The 17,619-nt window shown below is 65.1% G+C and carries 18 protein-coding genes; 8 read left to right on the top strand and 10 right to left on the bottom strand.

From position 1 onward, the window contains the following. Nucleotides 1-7: 7 nt before the first annotated feature. Nucleotides 8-1,300, top strand: a complete 1,293-nt coding sequence (locus tag JJB99_RS15350) for a rhomboid family intramembrane serine protease (RefSeq protein ID WP_246775256.1) — start codon at nt 8-10, stop codon at nt 1,298-1,300. A gap of 100 nt (nt 1,301-1,400) precedes the next feature. Here JJB99_RS15350 and JJB99_RS15355 read toward each other — a convergent pair whose 3' ends face one another. Further along, nucleotides 1,401-2,651, bottom strand: coding sequence for a NupC/NupG family nucleoside CNT transporter (locus JJB99_RS15355; RefSeq protein WP_200499536.1), 1,251 nt, complete (start codon nt 2,649-2,651; stop codon nt 1,401-1,403). A gap of 143 nt (nt 2,652-2,794) precedes the next feature. Between JJB99_RS15355 and JJB99_RS15360 the strand changes: the two genes are divergently transcribed. Continuing rightward, on the top strand, nt 2,795-4,054 hold the full coding sequence (locus tag JJB99_RS15360; protein WP_200499537.1) for an MFS transporter: 1,260 nt from the start codon (nt 2,795-2,797) through the stop codon (nt 4,052-4,054). Nucleotides 4,055-4,243: 189 nt separating this feature from the next. Here JJB99_RS15360 and JJB99_RS15365 read toward each other — a convergent pair whose 3' ends face one another. The 5 genes from JJB99_RS15365 to JJB99_RS15385 all read right to left on the bottom strand — a co-directional run bounded on the left by JJB99_RS15365 (nt 4,244) and on the right by JJB99_RS15385 (nt 9,334). After that, nucleotides 4,244-5,002, bottom strand: coding sequence for an SDR family oxidoreductase (locus JJB99_RS15365; protein ID WP_200499538.1), 759 nt, complete (start codon nt 5,000-5,002; stop codon nt 4,244-4,246). 54 nt (nt 5,003-5,056) lie between these two features. Then, nucleotides 5,057-5,815 (bottom strand): proteasome-type protease, encoded by a 759-nt coding sequence (locus JJB99_RS15370; protein ID WP_200499539.1) that lies wholly within the window; start codon nt 5,813-5,815, stop codon nt 5,057-5,059. Nucleotides 5,816-6,005: 190 nt separating this feature from the next. Further along, the gene (locus JJB99_RS15375; protein WP_200500170.1) at nt 6,006-6,854 is read right to left on the bottom strand and encodes a transglutaminase family protein; all 849 of its coding nucleotides are present in this window, start codon (nt 6,852-6,854) and stop codon (nt 6,006-6,008) included. A gap of 112 nt (nt 6,855-6,966) precedes the next feature. Then, entirely contained in the window at nt 6,967-7,911 is a 945-nt protein-coding gene (locus JJB99_RS15380; protein ID WP_200499540.1) for an alpha-E domain-containing protein, read from the bottom strand. A 4-nt stretch (nt 7,912-7,915) separates the two neighbouring features. Continuing rightward, the gene (locus JJB99_RS15385) at nt 7,916-9,334 is read right to left on the bottom strand and encodes a circularly permuted type 2 ATP-grasp protein (protein WP_200499541.1); all 1,419 of its coding nucleotides are present in this window, start codon (nt 9,332-9,334) and stop codon (nt 7,916-7,918) included. Nucleotides 9,335-9,557: 223 nt separating this feature from the next. Between JJB99_RS15385 and JJB99_RS15390 the strand changes: the two genes are divergently transcribed. The 4 genes from JJB99_RS15390 to JJB99_RS15405 all read left to right on the top strand — a co-directional run bounded on the left by JJB99_RS15390 (nt 9,558) and on the right by JJB99_RS15405 (nt 11,968). Continuing rightward, the gene (locus JJB99_RS15390; RefSeq protein ID WP_200499542.1) at nt 9,558-10,295 is read left to right on the top strand and encodes a competence/damage-inducible protein A; all 738 of its coding nucleotides are present in this window, start codon (nt 9,558-9,560) and stop codon (nt 10,293-10,295) included. Nucleotides 10,296-10,357: 62 nt separating this feature from the next. Next, nucleotides 10,358-10,639 (top strand): hypothetical protein, encoded by a 282-nt coding sequence (locus JJB99_RS15395; protein WP_200499543.1) that lies wholly within the window; start codon nt 10,358-10,360, stop codon nt 10,637-10,639. Between the two features lie 31 nt (nt 10,640-10,670). Next, the gene (gpt, locus tag JJB99_RS15400; RefSeq protein WP_200499544.1) at nt 10,671-11,198 is read left to right on the top strand and encodes a xanthine phosphoribosyltransferase; all 528 of its coding nucleotides are present in this window, start codon (nt 10,671-10,673) and stop codon (nt 11,196-11,198) included. Nucleotides 11,199-11,350: 152 nt separating this feature from the next. Then, nucleotides 11,351-11,968: a hypothetical protein gene (locus JJB99_RS15405; protein WP_200499545.1), complete on the top strand. Its 618-nt coding sequence runs from the start codon at nt 11,351-11,353 to the stop codon at nt 11,966-11,968. Here the strand turns inward: JJB99_RS15405 and JJB99_RS15410 are convergent. Both JJB99_RS15410 and JJB99_RS15415 read right to left on the bottom strand, forming a co-directional pair. Then, nucleotides 11,965-12,195, bottom strand: a complete 231-nt coding sequence (locus JJB99_RS15410; RefSeq protein WP_200500171.1) for a hypothetical protein — start codon at nt 12,193-12,195, stop codon at nt 11,965-11,967. The genes JJB99_RS15405 and JJB99_RS15410 overlap by 4 nt on opposite strands. Further along, the gene (locus tag JJB99_RS15415; RefSeq protein ID WP_200499546.1) at nt 12,195-13,217 is read right to left on the bottom strand and encodes a methionine synthase; all 1,023 of its coding nucleotides are present in this window, start codon (nt 13,215-13,217) and stop codon (nt 12,195-12,197) included. Before JJB99_RS15415 ends, JJB99_RS15410 begins: the two co-directional genes overlap by 1 nt. A gap of 110 nt (nt 13,218-13,327) precedes the next feature. Between JJB99_RS15415 and JJB99_RS15420 the strand changes: the two genes are divergently transcribed. Beyond that, a complete protein-coding gene (locus JJB99_RS15420; protein WP_200499547.1) occupies nt 13,328-13,936 on the top strand; it encodes a 2-hydroxychromene-2-carboxylate isomerase in 609 nt (202 codons plus the stop codon). Beyond that, nucleotides 13,936-14,913, top strand: a complete 978-nt coding sequence (locus JJB99_RS15425) for an NADPH:quinone oxidoreductase family protein (protein ID WP_200499548.1) — start codon at nt 13,936-13,938, stop codon at nt 14,911-14,913. The genes JJB99_RS15420 and JJB99_RS15425 overlap by 1 nt, the downstream gene beginning before the upstream one ends. A gap of 99 nt (nt 14,914-15,012) precedes the next feature. On the opposite strand, the gene JJB99_RS15430 is transcribed toward JJB99_RS15425, so the two are convergent. Continuing rightward, entirely contained in the window at nt 15,013-15,903 is an 891-nt protein-coding gene (locus tag JJB99_RS15430) for a crotonase/enoyl-CoA hydratase family protein (protein ID WP_200499549.1), read from the bottom strand. A 293-nt stretch (nt 15,904-16,196) separates the two neighbouring features. Then, entirely contained in the window at nt 16,197-17,618 is a 1,422-nt protein-coding gene (locus tag JJB99_RS15435) for an amidase (RefSeq protein WP_200499550.1), read from the bottom strand. Between the last annotated feature and the right edge of the window lies 1 nt (nt 17,619).

Genomic DNA, 17,619 nt, shown 5'->3' on the forward strand with positions numbered 1-17,619 from the left:
CAGTCGGATGGTTTTGGCCGCCCGCAGGCCGGCCGCTAACCAGACGAAAATACTCCTCGCGTCAACTCAAGGCTGTGAACATGCGGGACATGCTTTCATGGCGACCAACACTTTTGGCCGACGCGGCATCGCGGCGCCACCACCAAGAGCATCGCTTCAGCCGGTCGCCGTGCCGGTCGCTCCCCGGCCCCTGTCCAGTGAGGAGACGCTCTTTGGCGACAACAAGCTTCTGGCCGACATCCCTTTCCTCACCATTGGCCTGATTTTCGGCCTGCTCCTGATCTTCGCCCTGCAACGCAGCCTGGCCATCGACATTGCGCCGGACGGCTCACTCGATGTCCGCTCGCTGATCGCTTATGGCGCGTCCGGCTACGATCTGGTTGTTGGAAGGAACGAATGGTGGCGGATCGGCCTTGCGCCGCTTCTGCATGGCAGCCAATCGCACCTCATAGGTAACGCCGTTGCGCTGTTCATCGTCGGCATCAGGCTGGAGAGCTTGATCGGCCGCGGCTGGTTCTCGCTGATCTTCGTTGCCAGTGCAGTGGCCGGAGAGGCCGGCTCGCTCCTCGGCAACGGCCCCGGCACGGTGGGCGTCGGCGCGTCCGGCGCCATTACCGGGCTGATCGCTGCCTTGTTCGTCGCGAGCTTCGAGCCCGAAGCGGACGCCGATCAAACCATATCGCGACTGAAGACGTCGCTGTTCTTCGGTGTTCCGGCATTGCTGCCGCTTGCCTTTGGCGCCTCCGGCAACATCAACTATTATGCCCATACAGGTGGCGCGCTGGCCGGCGGTGCGCTTGCCATCACGCCGTGGCTCGCCTTTTGGTCCTATGAGAGCCTGCCGCGGAGCGCCGGCGTGGCGCTGCTCGCAGGACTGGTCGGATCTCTGGTCTGTGCCGGCTTCGCCGTTGCTCATTATTCGTCCTACATGGCCGATGCCGTGCAGTATATTCGCGCGTCGGAAACGCCGGCGAATGCCGGCGAGATGACCAGCCGGTCTCTCGATCTCGTCACCCGCTATCCAAAAGACCCGCGGGCTCATGTCTTCCGTGCGCTCTTCTTCCTGGAAAAAGCGAGCCTCGGCGCCGCCGAGACGGAAGCGCGAACCGCCATGTCGCTCGCGGCTTCGGATGTGGCGGGTGGGCCGGCGCGCACCGGGGCGCAGGGCTTGTTGGCGGTGTTGTTGTGGGCGCAGGGACGAAACAGCGAGGCGAAGGCCATGGCGGTCGAGCCGTGCCGTGCCAAGCTGCCTGAGGTGCGCCGGATCTTGCAGAAGCAGAAATTGTGCGGTTTGACCTGAATGAGCTCGTAGCCCGGACGGAGCGCAGCGAAATCCGGGGCCGCCGCTTGCGACGGAGATACTTTCCCGGATTGCGCTGCGCTCCGTCCGGGCTACGGCATCAAGCCAGCACCCCCACCATTGCCCCCATCAAACACGTCGTCAACGTCCCCGACACGATCGACTTCAGCCCGAGCGCGTTGATTTCCTCGCGCCGCTCCGGCGCCATGACGCCGAGACCGCCGATCATGATGCCGAGGCTGGCGAAATTGGCGAAGCCGCACATCGCGTAGAGCATGATCAGGCGCGAGCGCGGATCGAGCGCGTCGGGCGGCAGCTTTGAGAAATCGACATAGGCGATCAGCTCGTTGAGCACGGTTTTGGTGCCCATCAGGCTGCCCGCTGTGACAGCCTGGTCCCAGGGCAGTCCCATCAGCCAGCACACCGGCGCCATCACGAGGCCGAGCAGACGTTGCAACGAAATTGCGGCGCCGCCGATGTCAGGCAACAGGCCGAGCATGGCGTTGACGAGACAGACCAGCGCCACCAGCACCAGCAGCATCGCGACGATGTTGAGCAGCAGCTCGAGCCCCGCGGTGGTGCCCTTCACGATCGCGTCCATCGTGCTGGCAACCTCCATCTCGGGATCTTCGAGCGCGCCGCCGGTGCGCCTCTCACTTGTCTCGGGGACCATGATCAGGCTGACGAGGATGGCGGCCGGTGCGCCCAGCACGGAGGCAATGACGAAATGCGCGGCGGCGTCGGGGATCAGCGGCGCCAGCAGCGTCGCATAGAGCACCAGCACGGTGCCGGCGATGCCGGCCATGCCGCCGGTCATCACCAGAAACAATTCGCTGCGGGTCATCTGCGCAAGGTAAGGCCGTACGAACAGCGGTGCCTCGACCATGCCGAGGAAGATGTTGGCGGCGGTCGACAGCCCGACGGCGCCGCCGACGCCGAGCGTGCGCTCGAGCAGCCAGGCCATGCCGCGCACGACCGGCGGCAGCACCCGCCAATAGAACAGCAGCGTCGTCAGCACACTCATGACCAGCACGATCGGCAGCGCCTGGAACGCCAGGATGAAATCGGCGCCCGGCACCTTGAGATCGAACGGCAGGGTGCCGCCGCCGACATAGCCGAACACGAAGGCGGAGCCGGCGCGGGAGGCCGCCGAAATCGCACCGACCGCATCGTTGATGGCGCCGAAAGCGTGCGCCACGACGGGCAGCTTCAACAGCACGAAGGCGGTGGCGAAGGTCACGACGAGGCCGATCGCGGCCTGCCGCAGCGAGACCGTGCGGCGATTTTCGGCCAGCGCGAAGGCGAGCAGCAGCAATGCGAAAATGCCGAGTGTCGATTGCAGCCGCAGCATGATGTCCCCAAACCCTCGATGATTATGGCCGCGGCTGCGTTGCAAACGCAATGCCGGATGGCAACCGGAGCCGCCCGCTGTTGACAAGCCCGTCCGCGTCAGCCACGCGGGGCAGTCAATGTCTGCCGCGGATGGTCCAGAAGGTGAGCCAAAAGGCAAGTGAAGCGCTAGGCGAAGCGCAGCCGTTACAGGCCCGTCCGACGGCCCGCGAACTCCTCACCCACCGCGCCTTCCTGTTCTTCCTGCTGTCGCGCAGCCTGTCGCGCTTCTCCAGCCAGATCGCGGCGGTCGCGATCGGCTGGCAGATCTACGACCTCACCGGCTCGGCCTTCGACCTCGGCATGGTCGGCCTCGTGCAGTTCCTGCCGACGGCGCTCCTGGTGTTCGTCGCCGGCCACGCCGCCGACCGCTTCGAGCGCAAGCGTGTGGTCCAGCTCTGCCAGCCCGTGGAAGCGGCGACCGCGCTCTATCTCGCTGTGATCACTTATCTCGGCGCGGTCGGCGAGGTGCAGATCTTCGTGGCGACCTTCGTGCTCGGCATCGCCGGCGCCTTCGAGAGCCCGACCACCGCGGCGCTGCTGCCGCTGATCGCGCCGCAGGGCTCGCTCCAGCGCGCCACCGCCGTCTCCAGCGGCGCGGCGCAGGTCGCGACCATCACGGGCCCCGCGCTCGGCGGTTTTGCCTACGCGATCGCGCCGCATCTGGCCTACGCCGTGATGGTGCTGTTCTGGATTTTTGGGATGATCCTGACCGGCTTCATCCGGCCGCGCCCGCAGGCGGTGCTCAACGAAGGGACGAACTCGGACAACATCTTCGCCGGCGTCCGCTTCATCCGCAGCAACCCGGCGATCCTCGGCACCATTTCGCTCGATCTGTTCGCGGTGCTGTTCGGCGGCGTCACCGCGCTGCTGCCGATCTATGCCCGCGACATCCTCCAGACCGGCCCGGTCGGGCTCGGCGTGCTGCGTGCGGCGCCCGCCGTCGGTGCGCTGCTGATGACCATGGTGCTGGCGCGCCACGCCATCTCGCGCCATGTCGGCCTGCGCATGTTCCAGGCCGTGATCGTGTTCGGCCTCGCCACCATCGTGTTCGCGCTGTCGTCCTGGATGTGGCTGTCGGTGCTCGCGCTCGCGGTGCTCGGCGCGGCCGACACGATCAGCGTCGTCATCCGCTTCTCGCTGGTGCAGCTCGCAACGCCCGACGAAATGCGCGGCCGCGTCGGCGCGGTCAACTTCCTGTTCATCAACGCCTCCAACCAGCTCGGCCAGTTCGAGAGCGGACTGACGGCGGCGCTGTTCGGCGCGATGCCGGCGGCCGTGCTCGGCGGTGTCTGCACCGTCGCGGTGGCGCTGCTCTGGATGAAGCTGTTCCCCAGCCTGCGCCAGGTGGAGAGTTTGGAGTAGGGCGCTTCTTCGCCTCTCCCCGCTTGGAGGGAGATGCCGGAATTCGCGCGTAGCGCGGATTCCGGGTGAGGGGGCTCTCCGCGAGTCCAATTCTCACCGTGATTGCGGAAGCAGCCCCTCATCCCAACGCTCTCAGCGCGAGCGAAGCTCGTCGCGCCCCGTAAGAACGGGGAGAGGGGGAGGAAAGATCTACCCCCGTCCGACGAACGGCATCTTCGTCGCCATCACCGTCATGGTCAGCACGTTGGCATCGAGCGGCAGGCCGGCCATGTAGGCGACCGCGTCGCCGACCGCTTTCGCATCCATGCGCGGCTCGTGCTTCGTGGTGCCGTCGGGCTGCAGCACGCCGGGGCCGTTGACCATGCGGTCGGTCATCGGTGTCGCGGCATTGCCGATGTCGATCTGGCCGACCGCGATGTCGTACATGCGGCCGTCGAGATTGCTGGCCTTGGTCAGGCCGGTGATGGCGTGCTTGGTCGAGGTGTAGGCGGCAGAGAACGGCCGCGGCGCGTGCGCCGAGATCGAGCCGTTGTTGATGATGCGGCCGCCGCGCGGGCTCTGGTCCTTCATGATGCGGAAGGCGTGCTGGGTGCACAGGAACGGACCGGTGAGGTTGGTGTTCACCACGGCCTGCCACTGCTCGAGGCTGAGGTCCTCGAAGTTGACAGCGGGCGCGCCCATGCCGGCATTGTTGAACAGCACGTCGAGCCGGCCATAGGTCGCCTTGACCTTGTCGAACAGCGCGGCGATGGAGTCCGGCTTAGTCATGTCGGCGGTGACGCACAGGCTCATGCCCGCAGGGCCGAGCTTGGCGGTCTCCTCGAGCATGTCGAGCCGGCGTCCGACCAGCACCACGGTGAAGCCGGTGTTCATCAGCGCCAGCGACGCGGCGCGACCGACGCCGGTGCCGGCGCCCGTCACCACTGCGATCTTTTTTGCTTCACTCATGGTTTCCTGCCTTTGCTCTTGTTGTCAGGTCTTGTGACGTCAGGTCTTTTGACGTCAGGTTTTGGGTTCTTTTTCGTTCTTGTAGGGCGGCCGCGGAATGTTCTGATGCGCAGCGCGCAGCGCCGCCGACCAGCGCGAGCGCAGATCGTGGAAATAGGGCTCGCCCGCTTCGATGCGATGGTTGAGATCGGCCTCGCAGGCGTCCGCGCGCACCACCAGCACGTCGATCGGTAGCCCAACGCCGAGATTGGAGCGCATGGTCGAGTCCATCGAGATCAGGCCGGTCTTCAGCGCCTCGTAGAGCTCGACGTCGTAATGCATGGCGCGGTCGAGCACCGGCTTACCGTATTTGTGCTCGCCGATCTGCAGGTAAGGCGTGTCGGTGGTGCACTCGATGAAATTGCCGGCGGTGTAGATCATGAACAGGCGCATGCGGGAGCCCTTGATCTGACCGCCGAACAGGAAAGAGACGTCGAAGGAGACGTCCTCGGAGTTCAGCGCCGGTCCTTCGGTCGCGTGCACCGCGCGGATCGCCCGGCCGATGCGCTGGGCCGCCTGGAACATGGTCGGCGCGTTCATCAGCGTCTCGACCTCGCCGGTGTTGGGGTCTTCGAGGCCCTCGGTCAGGGTCGACAGCACCGACTGGCTGATGGCGAGGTTGCCGGCGCTCGCGATCGCCATGATGCGGTCGCCGGGATTTGAGAAGACGTGCAGCTTGCGGAAGGTCGAGACATTGTCGAGGCCGGCATTGGTGCGGGTATCGGCGATCATCACCAGACCGTCCCGAACCAGGATTCCGCAACAATAGGTCATTTCCAGTCCCCGAACGCGTTTGCGCGGAATTACTAGCCAATTTCAACGGCAGGTCCAACCCCAATTCCGGAGGAGGTCGTCATTCCGGGGCGCGCGCAGCGCGAAAGCCGAAATCCATTTATCTCTAGGTCTGTGGCCCGATGGATTCCGGGCTCGATGCTTCGCATCGCCCCGGAATGACCGGAAGGAGCTATCCCTGCCGCTGGGACTGCGACTGCGATTGGCCGCCGCGGCCGGCCTGGTCCACCTTGACCGCCACGTTGAGCGTCTCCGTGCCACCGCCGTAACGGGTGCCGCGCACAGGCGCTGCGCCGAGATAGTCGAGACCGATCGCAACGCGAACATGGGCGTCGGTAGCGCAGATGCTGTTGGCGGGATCGAAACCGATCCAGCCAAGATCAGGCACGTAGGCCTCCGCCCAGGCATGGCCGGCATCCTGGTGCACGGTGCCGTCGGCGCGCAGGAAGTGACCGGAGACGAAGCGCGCCGGCACACCGGCGGTGCGGGCGCAGGCGATGAAGATATGCGCGTAGTCCTGACAGACGCCGCGCTTGAGCGTGAACGCTTCGGCCGCCGAGGTGCCGCTGTTGGTCGGATCCTCGTCGAAGGTCATGTGCTCGCTGATCTGCGTCATCAGCGTGTGCAGGAAGCCGAGCCTGTCGCTCTCGGCCTCGCTGCGCAGCTGGCGGGCCACCGCTGTCATTGCCGGGTTGACGGAGGTGAGATCTGTCGTGCGCAGGAACATGCCGGCCGGAAAACGCTCGTCGGTGCCGCGCAGCACGCCGCCGGTGTCGTGGGTCTCGATCAGGCCCTCGGCGCTGATCTTGATGTCGCCGACGGGTCCGCAGGACAGCACGTGGGTGACGTTGCCGAACGCGTCCTCGTGCGTGTCGAGCCTGGTATCCGTGGAGACGTCGATCTGCCATTCCGCCACGTACTGCCCGTCATGGCTGCCCGGCGTCATGCGCAGGATCTGGATCACGCTGGTGGCCGGCGGCTCGTAGCGATAGGTCGTGGTGTGCTGGATTCGCAGGCGCATGGTTTTCAATTCCGTCATTCCGGGGCGGTCCGCAGCGACCGAACCCGGAATCTCGAGATCCGGGTTCGCGCTGCGCGCGCCCCGGAATGACGATGAGTGAGTCCCTGTTCGACTAGATCAAATACTGCTTCGTGATGATTTCGCCCAGCCTGGAATTGTCGGTGATGAATTCCTGAATGAATTCATGCACGCCATGCTGGAAAATGTCGTTCATATTGCTGTGTTCCAGCCGGTTGCGGATGCCGCGGGCATGGCGCTGGGCCGGGCCCTGGCGGCCATAGGCGACGCCGATCTGGTCGAGGTTGCGCACGAGATTGCCGTAGCAGCTTGCCAGCGAGCGCGGCAGCGTGTCGTTGAGGATCAAGAGATCCGCGATCAGCCAGGGCTTCAGCGTCTCGCGATAGACCCAGTGATAGGCGGTCAGCGCCGAAACCGAGCGCAGGATCGAGCTCCACTGGTAGAAGTCGAGCGGACCGCCGACATGCTCTTCCTCGGGCAGCAGCACGTGATACTTCACATCAAGGATGCGCGCGGTGTTGTCGGCGCGCTCGAGATGCACGCCCATGCGCGAGAACCAGTAGGCGTCGTTGCGCAGCATGGTCCGGTAGGCCGAGCCGTCGAAGCGCAGCGAGGTCTCCTGCACGAAGCGCAGGAATTTTGCGAGGTCCTCGCGCGTCGAGGTGCCCCTGCTCCAGACCGCCTGCAGCTCGATCCAGGCCGAATTGATGGTGTCCCACATCTCGCTGGTCAGCGCCGTGCGCACCGAGCGCGAGTTCAGCCGCGCCGCCTCGATGCAGTTCCGGATGGAGGACGGGTTGTCCGCGGAGAACGAGAGATAGTCGACGACATTGTGCTCGTTGGCTTCCTCATGGGTCTGGTAGAAGCTGGCGGCGACGCCGGCGGTGAGCAGCGCTGAATCCCATTCGTTGGTCTTGCCGATATAGGCAGCCGGCAAGGCCGTGACGCGCAGGGTCGCATCGATGGTGCGCGCGAGGTACTCGGCCCGTTCGACATAGCGGGCGAGCCAATAGAGGTTTTCGGCAGTACGCGACAGCATCCGTCTACTCGTCCAGGATCCAGGTGTCTTTGGTGCCGCCGCCCTGGCTCGAATTCACCACGAGCGAGCCTTCCTTCAGCGCGACGCGTGTCAGCCCGCCCGGCACGATGGTGGTGCGCTTGCTGCCGGTGAGCACGAACGGCCGCAAATCCACATGGCGCGGCGCAAGGCCCGAGGCCGTGCAGGTCGGGCAGGTCGAGAGCGCCAGTGTCGGCTGGGCGATAAAGCCTTCCGGCTCGCGCTTGAGCTTTTCGCGGAACGCCTCGATCGTCGCTTTCGTCGCGGCCGGTCCAATCAGCATGCCGTAGCCGCCGGAGCCGTGCACCTCCTTGACGACGAGGTCGCCGAGATTGTCCAGCACGTAGGCGAGGTCCTTCGGCTCGCGGCAGCGCCAGGTCTGCACGTTCTTCAGGATCGGCTCCTCGCCGAGATAGAACTTCACGATGTCAGGCATGTAGGAGTAGATCGCCTTGTCGTCGGCAATCCCGGTGCCGACGGCGTTGGCGAGCGTGATGTTGCCGGCCGCATAGGCCGACATCAGCCCGGGCACGCCGAGCACGGAATCGGGGCGGAAGGTGAGGGGATCGAGGAAGTCGTCGTCGACGCGGCGATAGATCACGTCGACTCGTTTCAACCCTTCGGTCGTCCGCATGAACACTTCGTTGTTCTTGACGATGAGGTCGCGGCCCTCGACCAGCTCGATGCCGAGCTTGTCGGCGAGGAAGGAGTGCTCGTAATAGGCGGAGTTGTGGACACCGGGCGTGAGCAGCGCGACTGTCGGCTCGCCCGAGGCGCTTTGCGGCGCGACCGAGCGCAAAGCGGACAGCAACTCATCGGGGTAGCGCTCGACCGGCGCCACCCTGTGGCGGGCGAACAGATCCGGAAACAGCCGCATCATGATCTCGCGGTTTTCCAGCATGTAGGACACGCCCGACGGCGTGCGCGCATTGTCCTCCAGCACGATGAAATTCTCGGCATCAACCCGGACGATGTCGATGCCGGCGATGTGGACGTAGACGTCGTGCGGCACCTGCTGGCCGTTCATCTCGGGGCGGAAGACCGGGTTCTGGAAGATCAGATCGTCGGGCACGATCTCGGCGCGGAGGATGTCGCGGCCGTGATAAATATCGCGCAGGAACATGTTGAGCGCGCGCACGCGCTGCTTGAGGCCCTTCTCCAGCAGCGCCCATTCCTTGCCGGACATGATCCGAGGGATCACGTCGAACGGGATCAGGCGCTCGGTGGATTCGGCCTCGCCATAGACCGCAAAGGTGATGCCGATGCGGCGGAACAGGAGCTCGGCCTCCTGGCGGCGATATTCGAGCGCCTCGGGAGGCGTCTCCTTGAGCCAGCGCGCCAACTCCTGATAGGCGGGGCGAAGGTCCCCGCCGGGAATATTCATTTCGTCAAACGCGACTGCCATAGATCCCGACTGTCTTCCTGCCACGCACCAGAGAGTGCATGACTTCCCAGGGAGGTAGCAAGGGGCGGGCCAGCGCGATATGCATGGACTGACAGCATTTGGCGGGGAGGCCCGCGAACGTGCCTCAAAAAATGGCTGAGGACTGCTTATTTCCGCAGCAAAAGCGCGTGACTTCAACGCGTTACCCCGGCAAATTCGGCGCGACAGGTGAGGGACTTAAGTTATGAGCGAGATCGTCACGGCGGGCATTCTGGTGATCGGAGATGAAATCCTGTCCGGCCGGACCAAGGACAAGAATATCGGCTTCATCGCCGAATATTTGACCAATATCGGCATCGACCTCAAGGAAGTCCGGGTCGTCTCCGACGACGAGGACGACATCATCGCCGCCCTGAATGCACTGCGGCATCGCTACACCTACGTCTTCACCACCGGCGGCATCGGGCCGACCCATGACGACATCACCGCCGACAGCGTTGCGAAGGCGTTCGGCGTGGGCATCGACCATCATCCGGAAGTGGTCGCCCGCTTCCGCGAGCGCTGGAGCGAGCAGGACCTCAACGAGGCCCGCCTGCGCATGGCGCGCATCCCCGACGGCGCCGAGCTGATCCAGAGCGCGACCATCCTCGCCCCTGGCTTCAAGATCGGCAATGTCATCGTAATGGCGGGCGTGCCCTCGATCATGCAGGCGATGATGGACATCGTCTCGCCCAAGCTGAAATCCGGCGTTCGCATGCTGTCCGAATCGGTCCGCGCCAATGCGCGCGAGGGCGACATCGGCGGCCCCTTGCGGGCGATCGCCGCCGCCCACCCCGACACCATCATCGGCAGCTATCCCTTCATGGACGAGGAGCAGAAGCCCAACACCAATCTGGTGGTACGCTCGCGCGACGCCGATAAACTGGCAGCAGCGATGGCGGCAGTGAAGGACATGCTGGCGGGCCTGCACGCGAAGGGCTGAGCGACGTGACCAATCGAGATCTCGCGCTAACAGTCGCGCTCGGGGTCCCTTTTGCGTGCTTGATGATCGCCGGCGCAATTCTTCAATGGCAGCGGTGGCAAATCTACCACCGCATCGGAAACTATTCGATTGGACTAATAACTTTCTTTTGGCAACTCGATTGGCCAGGCGTCAATTTTCCGGGACCCAACATCCTCGAAGCCCAGATTGCCGCGCAGCCGGCCGACCTTCAGGCGTACATTGAGGTTGTCCGCCGTCGCGTGCGGCAGATGACTCGCGCAACGCTGCTTTACCTGGGATTTGGCGTGTTGGTCCTTTTCTTGTCTCGAAAATTGAGTTCATGATCCCAATGGACTTGAGCTGAAGGAGAAAGCGATGGCTGGTGAAGCACCAGAACTGAATGCACAGGAAAAGGCCGGCAAGGCCTTCCCGGTTTCCTGGGACCAGTTCCATCGGGATTGCCGGGCATTGAGCTGGCGGCTCAACGAAGTCGGTCCGTTCCATGCGGTGATCGCGATCACCCGCGGCGGGCTGGTGCCGGCGGCCATCGTGGCGCGCGAGCTCGGCGTGCGCGTGATCGATACGGTCTGCATCGCCAGCTATGATCACACCAAGCAGGGCGAGCTTCAGGTGCTGAAGGGCATCTCCGAATCGGCGATGAAGCTCGGCGGCGGCACCGGCAAGGGGCTGTTGATCGTTGACGATCTGGTCGACACCGGCAAGACCGGCAGACTGGTGCGCGAGATGCTGCCGGATGCGCATTTCGCCACCGTCTATGCCAAGCCGATGGGACGTCCACTGGTCGACACCTTCATCACCGAAGTGTCGCAGGACACGTGGATATTCTTTCCCTGGGACACCGCGTTGTCCTACCATCCGCCGCTGCGCGACGGCGCGGCGTAGTTTCGCCTCTCCCCGCGTGCGGGGAGAGGCCGCGCCGAAGGCGCGGGTGAGGGGGACTCTCAGCGAGTCCAGCTCTCACCATAGTTGTGGATGCAGCCCCTCACCCCAGCCCTCTCCCCGTAAGAACGGGGAGAGGGAGACGAGCAGCGCTCATGCCCCTGCAAAACCGCGTCACCCCCACCGGCGACATCATCGCGACGCCGCATCGCGGCCTGTTCACCGGCAATCGCGGCATCATCCATGATCCCGCGTCCAAGACGCTGCTCAAGAAGCGCTGGTCGACGCCGGCCTGGCTCACCTGCGTCTGCGAATTCCGCGGCCGCCACCGCGAGGTGATGGCGCAGCGAAGCTGGACCGAGCTGTTCTTCCTTGACGAGGCCACCGCGCTGGCCGCCGGCCATCGCCCCTGCTTCTACTGCCGCCGCGACGATGCCAATCGCTTCCGCGCGGCGTGGGAGAAAGGCAACCGCGTGCATGACGTCCGCATGCACGACATCGACACGGTGCTGCATCACGAGCGGCTCGACCAGGGCGGGAAGCGGCTGCACGCGCTGCTGGTACCGCTCGACCAGCTCCCTGATGGCGCGATGGTCCAGCAGGGCGAGCAGAGTTTTCTGGTCGTGCAGGGCAAGGCGTTCCTCTGGTCGCCGGCGGGTTATGTCGCGGTGGAACATCCGCCGAGCGAAGCAGCATTGCTGACGCCGCCATCGACGCTCCGCACGATGAACGCGGGCTATCAGCCCGTGCTGCATCCGAGTGCGTCGCCCTAGCGCAGCGGCCGCCCCTGTTCGTCGACCGTCGTGCGCGCATCGCGCAAGGCCCATTCCCGAATGATCTGGCGACAGCGGGTCAGTTCGGCCTCGCTGACGCTGCCGGCGTCCTTCTCGGCGCGTTGCACCATCGCCTTGCAGTTGAGCAGCACCGAGCGGTCCTCGGCGCCTGCCGGCCGTGCGATCGCCGCAAACGCCGCAGCGACGAGGATCGAACGGATCACCATCACCCGAGCTTCTCACGCGCCAGCGCGGCGCCGGCGCCGAGCGCCATCAGCTTGGCTTCGGCGATCTCCCGCCGCATCGGCGCCATGCCGCAATTGGTGGTGGCGGTGATGTTGCTCTTGGGCACGAATTTCGACACCGCGTCGATCACTTGCACGACCTCCTCGGCGGTCTCCACCGTGTCGCTGGCGACGTCGATCACGCCGGCCTGCACGATCTTGTTCTTGAGCAGCGCGAGCAGGTCGAGCGGCACCTTCGAGTTGCGACATTCGATTGCGACCTGCTGGATCGGGCTGGCATCGATCGCCGGAAAGATCTGCTCATACTGCCGCCACTGGCTGCCGAGCGTCTCCTTCCAGTCGGTGTTGGCCTTGATGCCGTAGCCGTAGCAGATGTGCACCGCGGTGGCGCAGGTCAGTCCCTGCGCGGCGCGCTCCAGCGCCTTGATGCCCCAATCGTTGACCTCGTCCATGTAGACGTTGAAGGCAGGTTCGTCGAACTGCACGAGATCGACGCCGTCGGCCTGGAGTGCCTTGGCCTCCTCGTTGAGCAACTCGGCGAAGGCAAAAGCCATCTTGACGCGATCGCCATAGTAGCGATCCGCGATCGTGTCGATGATGGTCATCGGACCGGGTAGGGTGAATTTCAGCTGCTTCTTCGTATGCGTGCGCGCCACGCGCGCCTCGAAGGCATGCACGCGCTCCTTGAGCCGGAGCGGCGCGACCACCTGGGGCACCATCGCCTTGTAGCGGTCCTTGCGGATGCCCATCTCGACCTTGTGGGCGAAATCGATGCCGTCGATCTTCTCGAGAAAACCGTGCACAAAATGCTGGCGGGCCTGCTCGCCCTCGGTGACGATGTCGATGCCGGCGTCCTCTTGGATCTTAAGCCAGATCAGCGTCGCGTCGCGCTTGGCGCGCAGAAGCTCGTCGCCTCCAGACTTCCAGGGCGCCCAGAGCATGTTGGGCTCGGCGAGCCATTCCGGCTTCGGCAAGGAGCCGGCGATCGTGGTTGGAAACAGCATGGCGGCCCTCCCGGCAGGCTGTGTTGCGCCCCTTCCTGCCATGTCCTAACGTCGAGGTACAGAACAACAAAAGTCGCCTTTTAAACCGGCGACGCCGGAGCGGAAGCGCTATGATCGAATTCTTCTTCGACTGTTCCAGCCCCTGGACCTATCTCGCCTTCCACAACATCCAGCCGCTGGCCAGGGAGTTAGGGGTAGAGATCATCTGGCGGCCGATCCTGGTCGGCGGCATCTTCAATACCGTCAACCCGAGCGTCTATGCGCAGCGCGAGACACCGGTGCCGCTGAAGGCGCGCTATATGCTGAAGGACCTCGGCGACTGGGCGCGCTCGGCGGGCCTCGCGATCAAGATGCCGCCGACGGTGTTTCCGGTGAACAGCGTGAAAGCTATGCGCGGCTGCATCTGGCTCGGCCAGGAGATGGTGCCGTTTGCGACCGCCGTGTTCAAGACCTATTGGGGCGAGGACAAGGACATCTCCCAGGACGCCGTGCTGGCCGCGATCTGCCAGAAAGTCGGCATCGACGAGCAGAAGTTCTTTGCCGGCATTTCCGAGCAGGGCATCAAGGATCAGCTCAAGGCCAATACGGAAGAGGTGGTCGCGCGCGGCGGCTTCGGCTCGCCGACGATCTTTGTCAACAAGACGGACATGTATTTCGGCAACGACCGCCTGCCCCTGATCCGCGAGGCGCTGTTGCGCAGCAAGGCGAGCGCGGCCTGATGGTGCGGGCTGTCGTCTGCCGCGCGCTCGGCGCGCCCGAAACGTTGCAACTGGAAGAGTTTCCGTCGCGCGCCCTGAAGCCGGACGAGGTGCGTGTCGCGGTCCGTGCCGCTGGCTTGAATTTCCCTGATGTGCTGATGGCGGCGGGCGAATACCAGCTCAAGCCGGAGTTGCCGTTCACGCCCGGCATGGAAGCCGCTGGCGACGTCACCGAGGTGGGCGCAGAGGCGAGCGGCGTTGCCGTCGGAGACAAGGTCATCGTGAAGATGCGCCATGGCGCGTTCACCGATGAGGCCGTCGTCACGCCGTCGCAGCTCACGCCGATGCCGTCGACGTTCGACTATGCAGAGGCCGCGACCTATCTCGCCGGCCACGGCACTGCCTATCACGCGCTGATCGATCGGGGCCGGGTCGAGCCGGGTGAGGTGCTGCTGGTGCATGGCGCTGGCGGAGGCGTCGGCCTTGCCGCGGTTGAGATCGGCAAGATGCTGGGCGCGACCGTAATCGCGACAGCGTCCAGCGACGAGAAGCTCGCCATCGCCAAATCGCGCGGCGCCGATCACCTCATCCGCTACGACCGCGAGCCGTTCCGCGAGGCCGTCAAGCGCATCACCGACGGCCGCGGCGCCGACGTCGTGTTCGATCCCGTCGGCGGCGAGGTGTTCGAGGACTCGATGCGCTGCATCGCCTGGGGCGCGCGGCTGCTGGTGATCGGATTCACCGGCGGGGTCGGTTCGGCCAAAACCAACCTGCTGCTGATCAAGGGCGCCAGCGTGCTCGGCGTGCGCGCCGGCGAAGCCGTGCGGAAAAACCCGGTGCTCGGCGAGATGCGCCTCAAGGCGCTGCTGCAATGGGCGGAGGAGGGCAAGCTGCGCCCCAACATCTCGCACCGGCTGCCGCTGGAAGACTATGCCAAGGCGATGCGGCTGTTGATCGACCGCAAGGCGATCGGGCGCGTGGCGCTGATGATGGATTGACGGTGCCGTAGGGTGGGCAAAGGCGCTCTTGCGCCGTGCCCACATCTATCGGCTATCGAAGTGGTGGGCACGCTTCGCTTTGCCCACCCTACGAGAGCGTCACTTGTACTCCCGCTCCGTCCACCACGGAAAATAATCCGGCATATCGCTCGACACCTTGTTCTTGAACTGCGCGGGGCGCTTCTCCAGGAACGACACCACGCCTTCCTTGACATCGTCGGAGCGGCCGCGGGCGTAGATGCCGCGGCTGTCGACCTTGTGGGCCTCCATGGGATCGTCGGCACCCATCATGCGCCACATCATCTGGCGGATCAGCGCGATCGACACCGGTGCGGTCTTGGCTGCGAACTCTTTTGCCAATGCGCGGGCGGTCGGCAGCAGGTCGTCTGGCGCCACGACCTTGCTGACGAGACGTCCCGCCAGCGCTTCCTGGGCCGGGAAGACGCGGCCCGAATAGCACCATTCCAATGCCTGCGAGATGCCGACGATGCGCGGCAGGAACCAGCTCGAGGCGGCCTCGGGCACGATGCCGCGCTGGGAGAACACGAAGCCGAAGCGCGCGGCCTCCGACGCAATGCGGATGTCCATCGCAAGCTGCATGGTGACGCCGATGCCGACGGCAGGGCCGTTCACCGCGGCAATGACAGGCTTGAGGCATTTGAAGATGCGCAGCGTCACCTGGCCGCCGCCGTCGCGCACCTGCGGATCGCTGTAGTCGACCTTGCCGTCGGCAAAGCGCTTCACCGGCCCGCGGCGCGCGTCGCGATCGAACGTGTCGGCGCCCGAGGACAGATCGGCACCCGCGCAAAAACCGCGGCCGGCACCGGTGACGATGATGGCGCGGACATTATCGTCCTTGTCGGCGGCGTCGAACGCATCGATCAGCTCCGCTTGCATCTGCGCGTTGAAGGCGTTGAGCTTGTCGGGCCGGTTCAGCGTGATGGTGAGGATCTGCTCGGCGACCTCGTATTTGATCGTCTCATACGCCATGGCGGTTTCCTTCCTGTGTTCTTTTCATTGCGTGAGTGGCGGACTCTCTTACCCTCCCCTGGAGGGGGAGGGTCGATCGCGCGTAGCGCGAGCGGGGTGGGGTGATCTCTCCACGCGGGCACTGTCGGACGTGGAAAGACCGTCACCCCACCCCGGCTCACATCTCGCTGCGCTCCGTGTGAGCCGACCCTCCCCCTCCAGGGGAGGGTAAGCAAGAGAGTTCGCATGCTGCCTGTCCCAGGCCATTCGGGCTTGCGCCTAAAGGGCGCAATTGCCCGGATGACGAGAGCGTCTCACGCCGCCGGCGGGCTCGGCCAGGGCCGCTGCGGCCCGCGCAGGCCTTCGAACGCCTTGGCCATGCCGAGCACGCCGATGTCGTCGAAGCGGCGGCCGACGATCTGCACGCCGATCGGAAAGCCCTTGGCGTCGAAGCCGCCATTGATGGAGACGGCCGGGTTCTCCGCCATATTCCACGGCACGGTATAGGCGATGTGCTCGAACGGCTTCATGGGATCATTGATCGGTGAGGCCCATTCCGCCGGAAAGTTCACGTTTGGCGCGGTCGGCGAGATCACATAGTCGAGCTCGCAAAACAGCTTTGACGCCGCAGCGCGGATCGTCATGGTCTGGTTGAAGCCGCGGATGACGTCAACGCCCGAGAGTTTTGCGCCGGGCTCGCCCCATTTGAAGATATAGGGCAGCACCTTTGCCTGGTCGGCCGGCGTGAGCTTCGAAAGGTCATCCCACATTCGTGCGCGCCAAAAGTTGTCGAGGCCGTCGAGCATTTCGCGGGTGAGGATGCCGTCCACTTCGGTCACGACTGCGCCGGCAGATTCGAACGCTTTCGCGGCCTTCACGGCGACCTCGCGCACCGGCTTCTCCAGCGCCATGCCGGTGCCGGGATCGAGCATCAATCCGATGCGCAGCTTGCGCGGCGACTTCTCCAGCCCCTTCCAGTTCAGCGGCTCCGCCGGCAGGCTCATGCCGTCGCGCCGGTCGGGCTTTGCGATCACGCTCATCATCAGCGCGCAATCGTCGACGGTGCGGGTCATCGGGCCGGCGACACGGCCGACATAGGTGGGATCGATCGGCACGCGGCCAAAGCTTGGCTTCAACCCGACGAGGCCACACCAAGCGGCGGGCAGGCGCACCGAGCCGCCGATATCGGTGCCGAGATGCAAGGGGCCATAGCCGGCGGCTGCAGCCGCACCGGCGCCGGCGCTGGAGCCGCCGGGATTCTTGGCGACGTCCCAGGGGTTACGCGCCAGCGCATGGAAGGAGGAGAGCCCCGAGGACAGCATGCCGTAATCGGGCATGGTGGTCTTGGCGAAGATGACCGCGCCGGCCTCGCGCAGGCGCGCGGCAGGCGGAGCGTCCTTCTCGGCCGGCACCAGCTTGACGCTGGCCGCCCCCAGCGGCACCGGCACGCCCTTGGTCGCGATGTTGTCCTTGATTGTGACCGGCACGCCGTCGAGCGGCCCCGACGGCTCGCCGCCGGTCCAGCGCGCGGTCGAGGCGTTCGCGGCCTCGCGCGCGCCGTCGGGGTCGAACGCATAGAGCGCCTTCAGATGCGGCTCCCACACAGCGATATGCGCGAGCAGATCCTCCAGCACCTCGCTCGGCGAGAACTGTTTTGCGCGATAGCCCGCGATCAGGTCGACCGCGGACAGATCGTGCAGCGACGTGACGGCCTCTTCGACGCTCTCTTTGTGCATT

Origin of the sequence: Bradyrhizobium diazoefficiens, assembly GCF_016616235.1 — a bacterium.
GTDB lineage: Bacteria > Pseudomonadota > Alphaproteobacteria > Rhizobiales > Xanthobacteraceae > Bradyrhizobium > Bradyrhizobium diazoefficiens_H.

Excerpts from the sequence above, each read along its gene's own strand:
- JJB99_RS15395 (WP_200499543.1), top strand. The coding sequence starts at position 10,358 with ATGATCGCCGGCGCAATTCTTCAATGGCAGCGGTGGCAAATCTACCAC.
- gpt (WP_200499544.1), top strand. The coding sequence starts at position 10,671 with ATGGCTGGTGAAGCACCAGAACTGAATGCACAGGAAAAGGCCGGCAAG.
- JJB99_RS15425 (WP_200499548.1), top strand. The coding sequence starts at position 13,936 with ATGGTGCGGGCTGTCGTCTGCCGCGCGCTCGGCGCGCCCGAAACGTTG.
- JJB99_RS15385 (WP_200499541.1), bottom strand. The coding sequence starts at position 9,334 with ATGGCAGTCGCGTTTGACGAAATGAATATTCCCGGCGGGGACCTTCGC.
- JJB99_RS15355 (WP_200499536.1), bottom strand. The coding sequence starts at position 2,651 with ATGCTGCGGCTGCAATCGACACTCGGCATTTTCGCATTGCTGCTGCTC.
- JJB99_RS15380 (WP_200499540.1), bottom strand. The coding sequence starts at position 7,911 with ATGCTGTCGCGTACTGCCGAAAACCTCTATTGGCTCGCCCGCTATGTC.
- JJB99_RS15415 (WP_200499546.1), bottom strand. The coding sequence starts at position 13,217 with ATGCTGTTTCCAACCACGATCGCCGGCTCCTTGCCGAAGCCGGAATGG.
- JJB99_RS15435 (WP_200499550.1), bottom strand. The coding sequence starts at position 17,618 with ATGCACAAAGAGAGCGTCGAAGAGGCCGTCACGTCGCTGCACGATCTG.
- JJB99_RS15370 (WP_200499539.1), bottom strand. The coding sequence starts at position 5,815 with ATGACCTATTGTTGCGGAATCCTGGTTCGGGACGGTCTGGTGATGATC.
- JJB99_RS15375 (WP_200500170.1), bottom strand. The coding sequence starts at position 6,854 with ATGCGCCTGCGAATCCAGCACACCACGACCTATCGCTACGAGCCGCCG.
- JJB99_RS15405 (WP_200499545.1), top strand. The coding sequence starts at position 11,351 with ATGCCCCTGCAAAACCGCGTCACCCCCACCGGCGACATCATCGCGACG.
- JJB99_RS15420 (WP_200499547.1), top strand. The coding sequence starts at position 13,328 with ATGATCGAATTCTTCTTCGACTGTTCCAGCCCCTGGACCTATCTCGCC.
- JJB99_RS15350 (WP_246775256.1), top strand. The coding sequence starts at position 8 with ATGGTTTTGGCCGCCCGCAGGCCGGCCGCTAACCAGACGAAAATACTC.
- JJB99_RS15410 (WP_200500171.1), bottom strand. The coding sequence starts at position 12,195 with ATGGTGATCCGTTCGATCCTCGTCGCTGCGGCGTTTGCGGCGATCGCA.
- JJB99_RS15430 (WP_200499549.1), bottom strand. The coding sequence starts at position 15,903 with ATGGCGTATGAGACGATCAAATACGAGGTCGCCGAGCAGATCCTCACC.
- JJB99_RS15390 (WP_200499542.1), top strand. The coding sequence starts at position 9,558 with ATGAGCGAGATCGTCACGGCGGGCATTCTGGTGATCGGAGATGAAATC.
- JJB99_RS15365 (WP_200499538.1), bottom strand. The coding sequence starts at position 5,002 with ATGAGTGAAGCAAAAAAGATCGCAGTGGTGACGGGCGCCGGCACCGGC.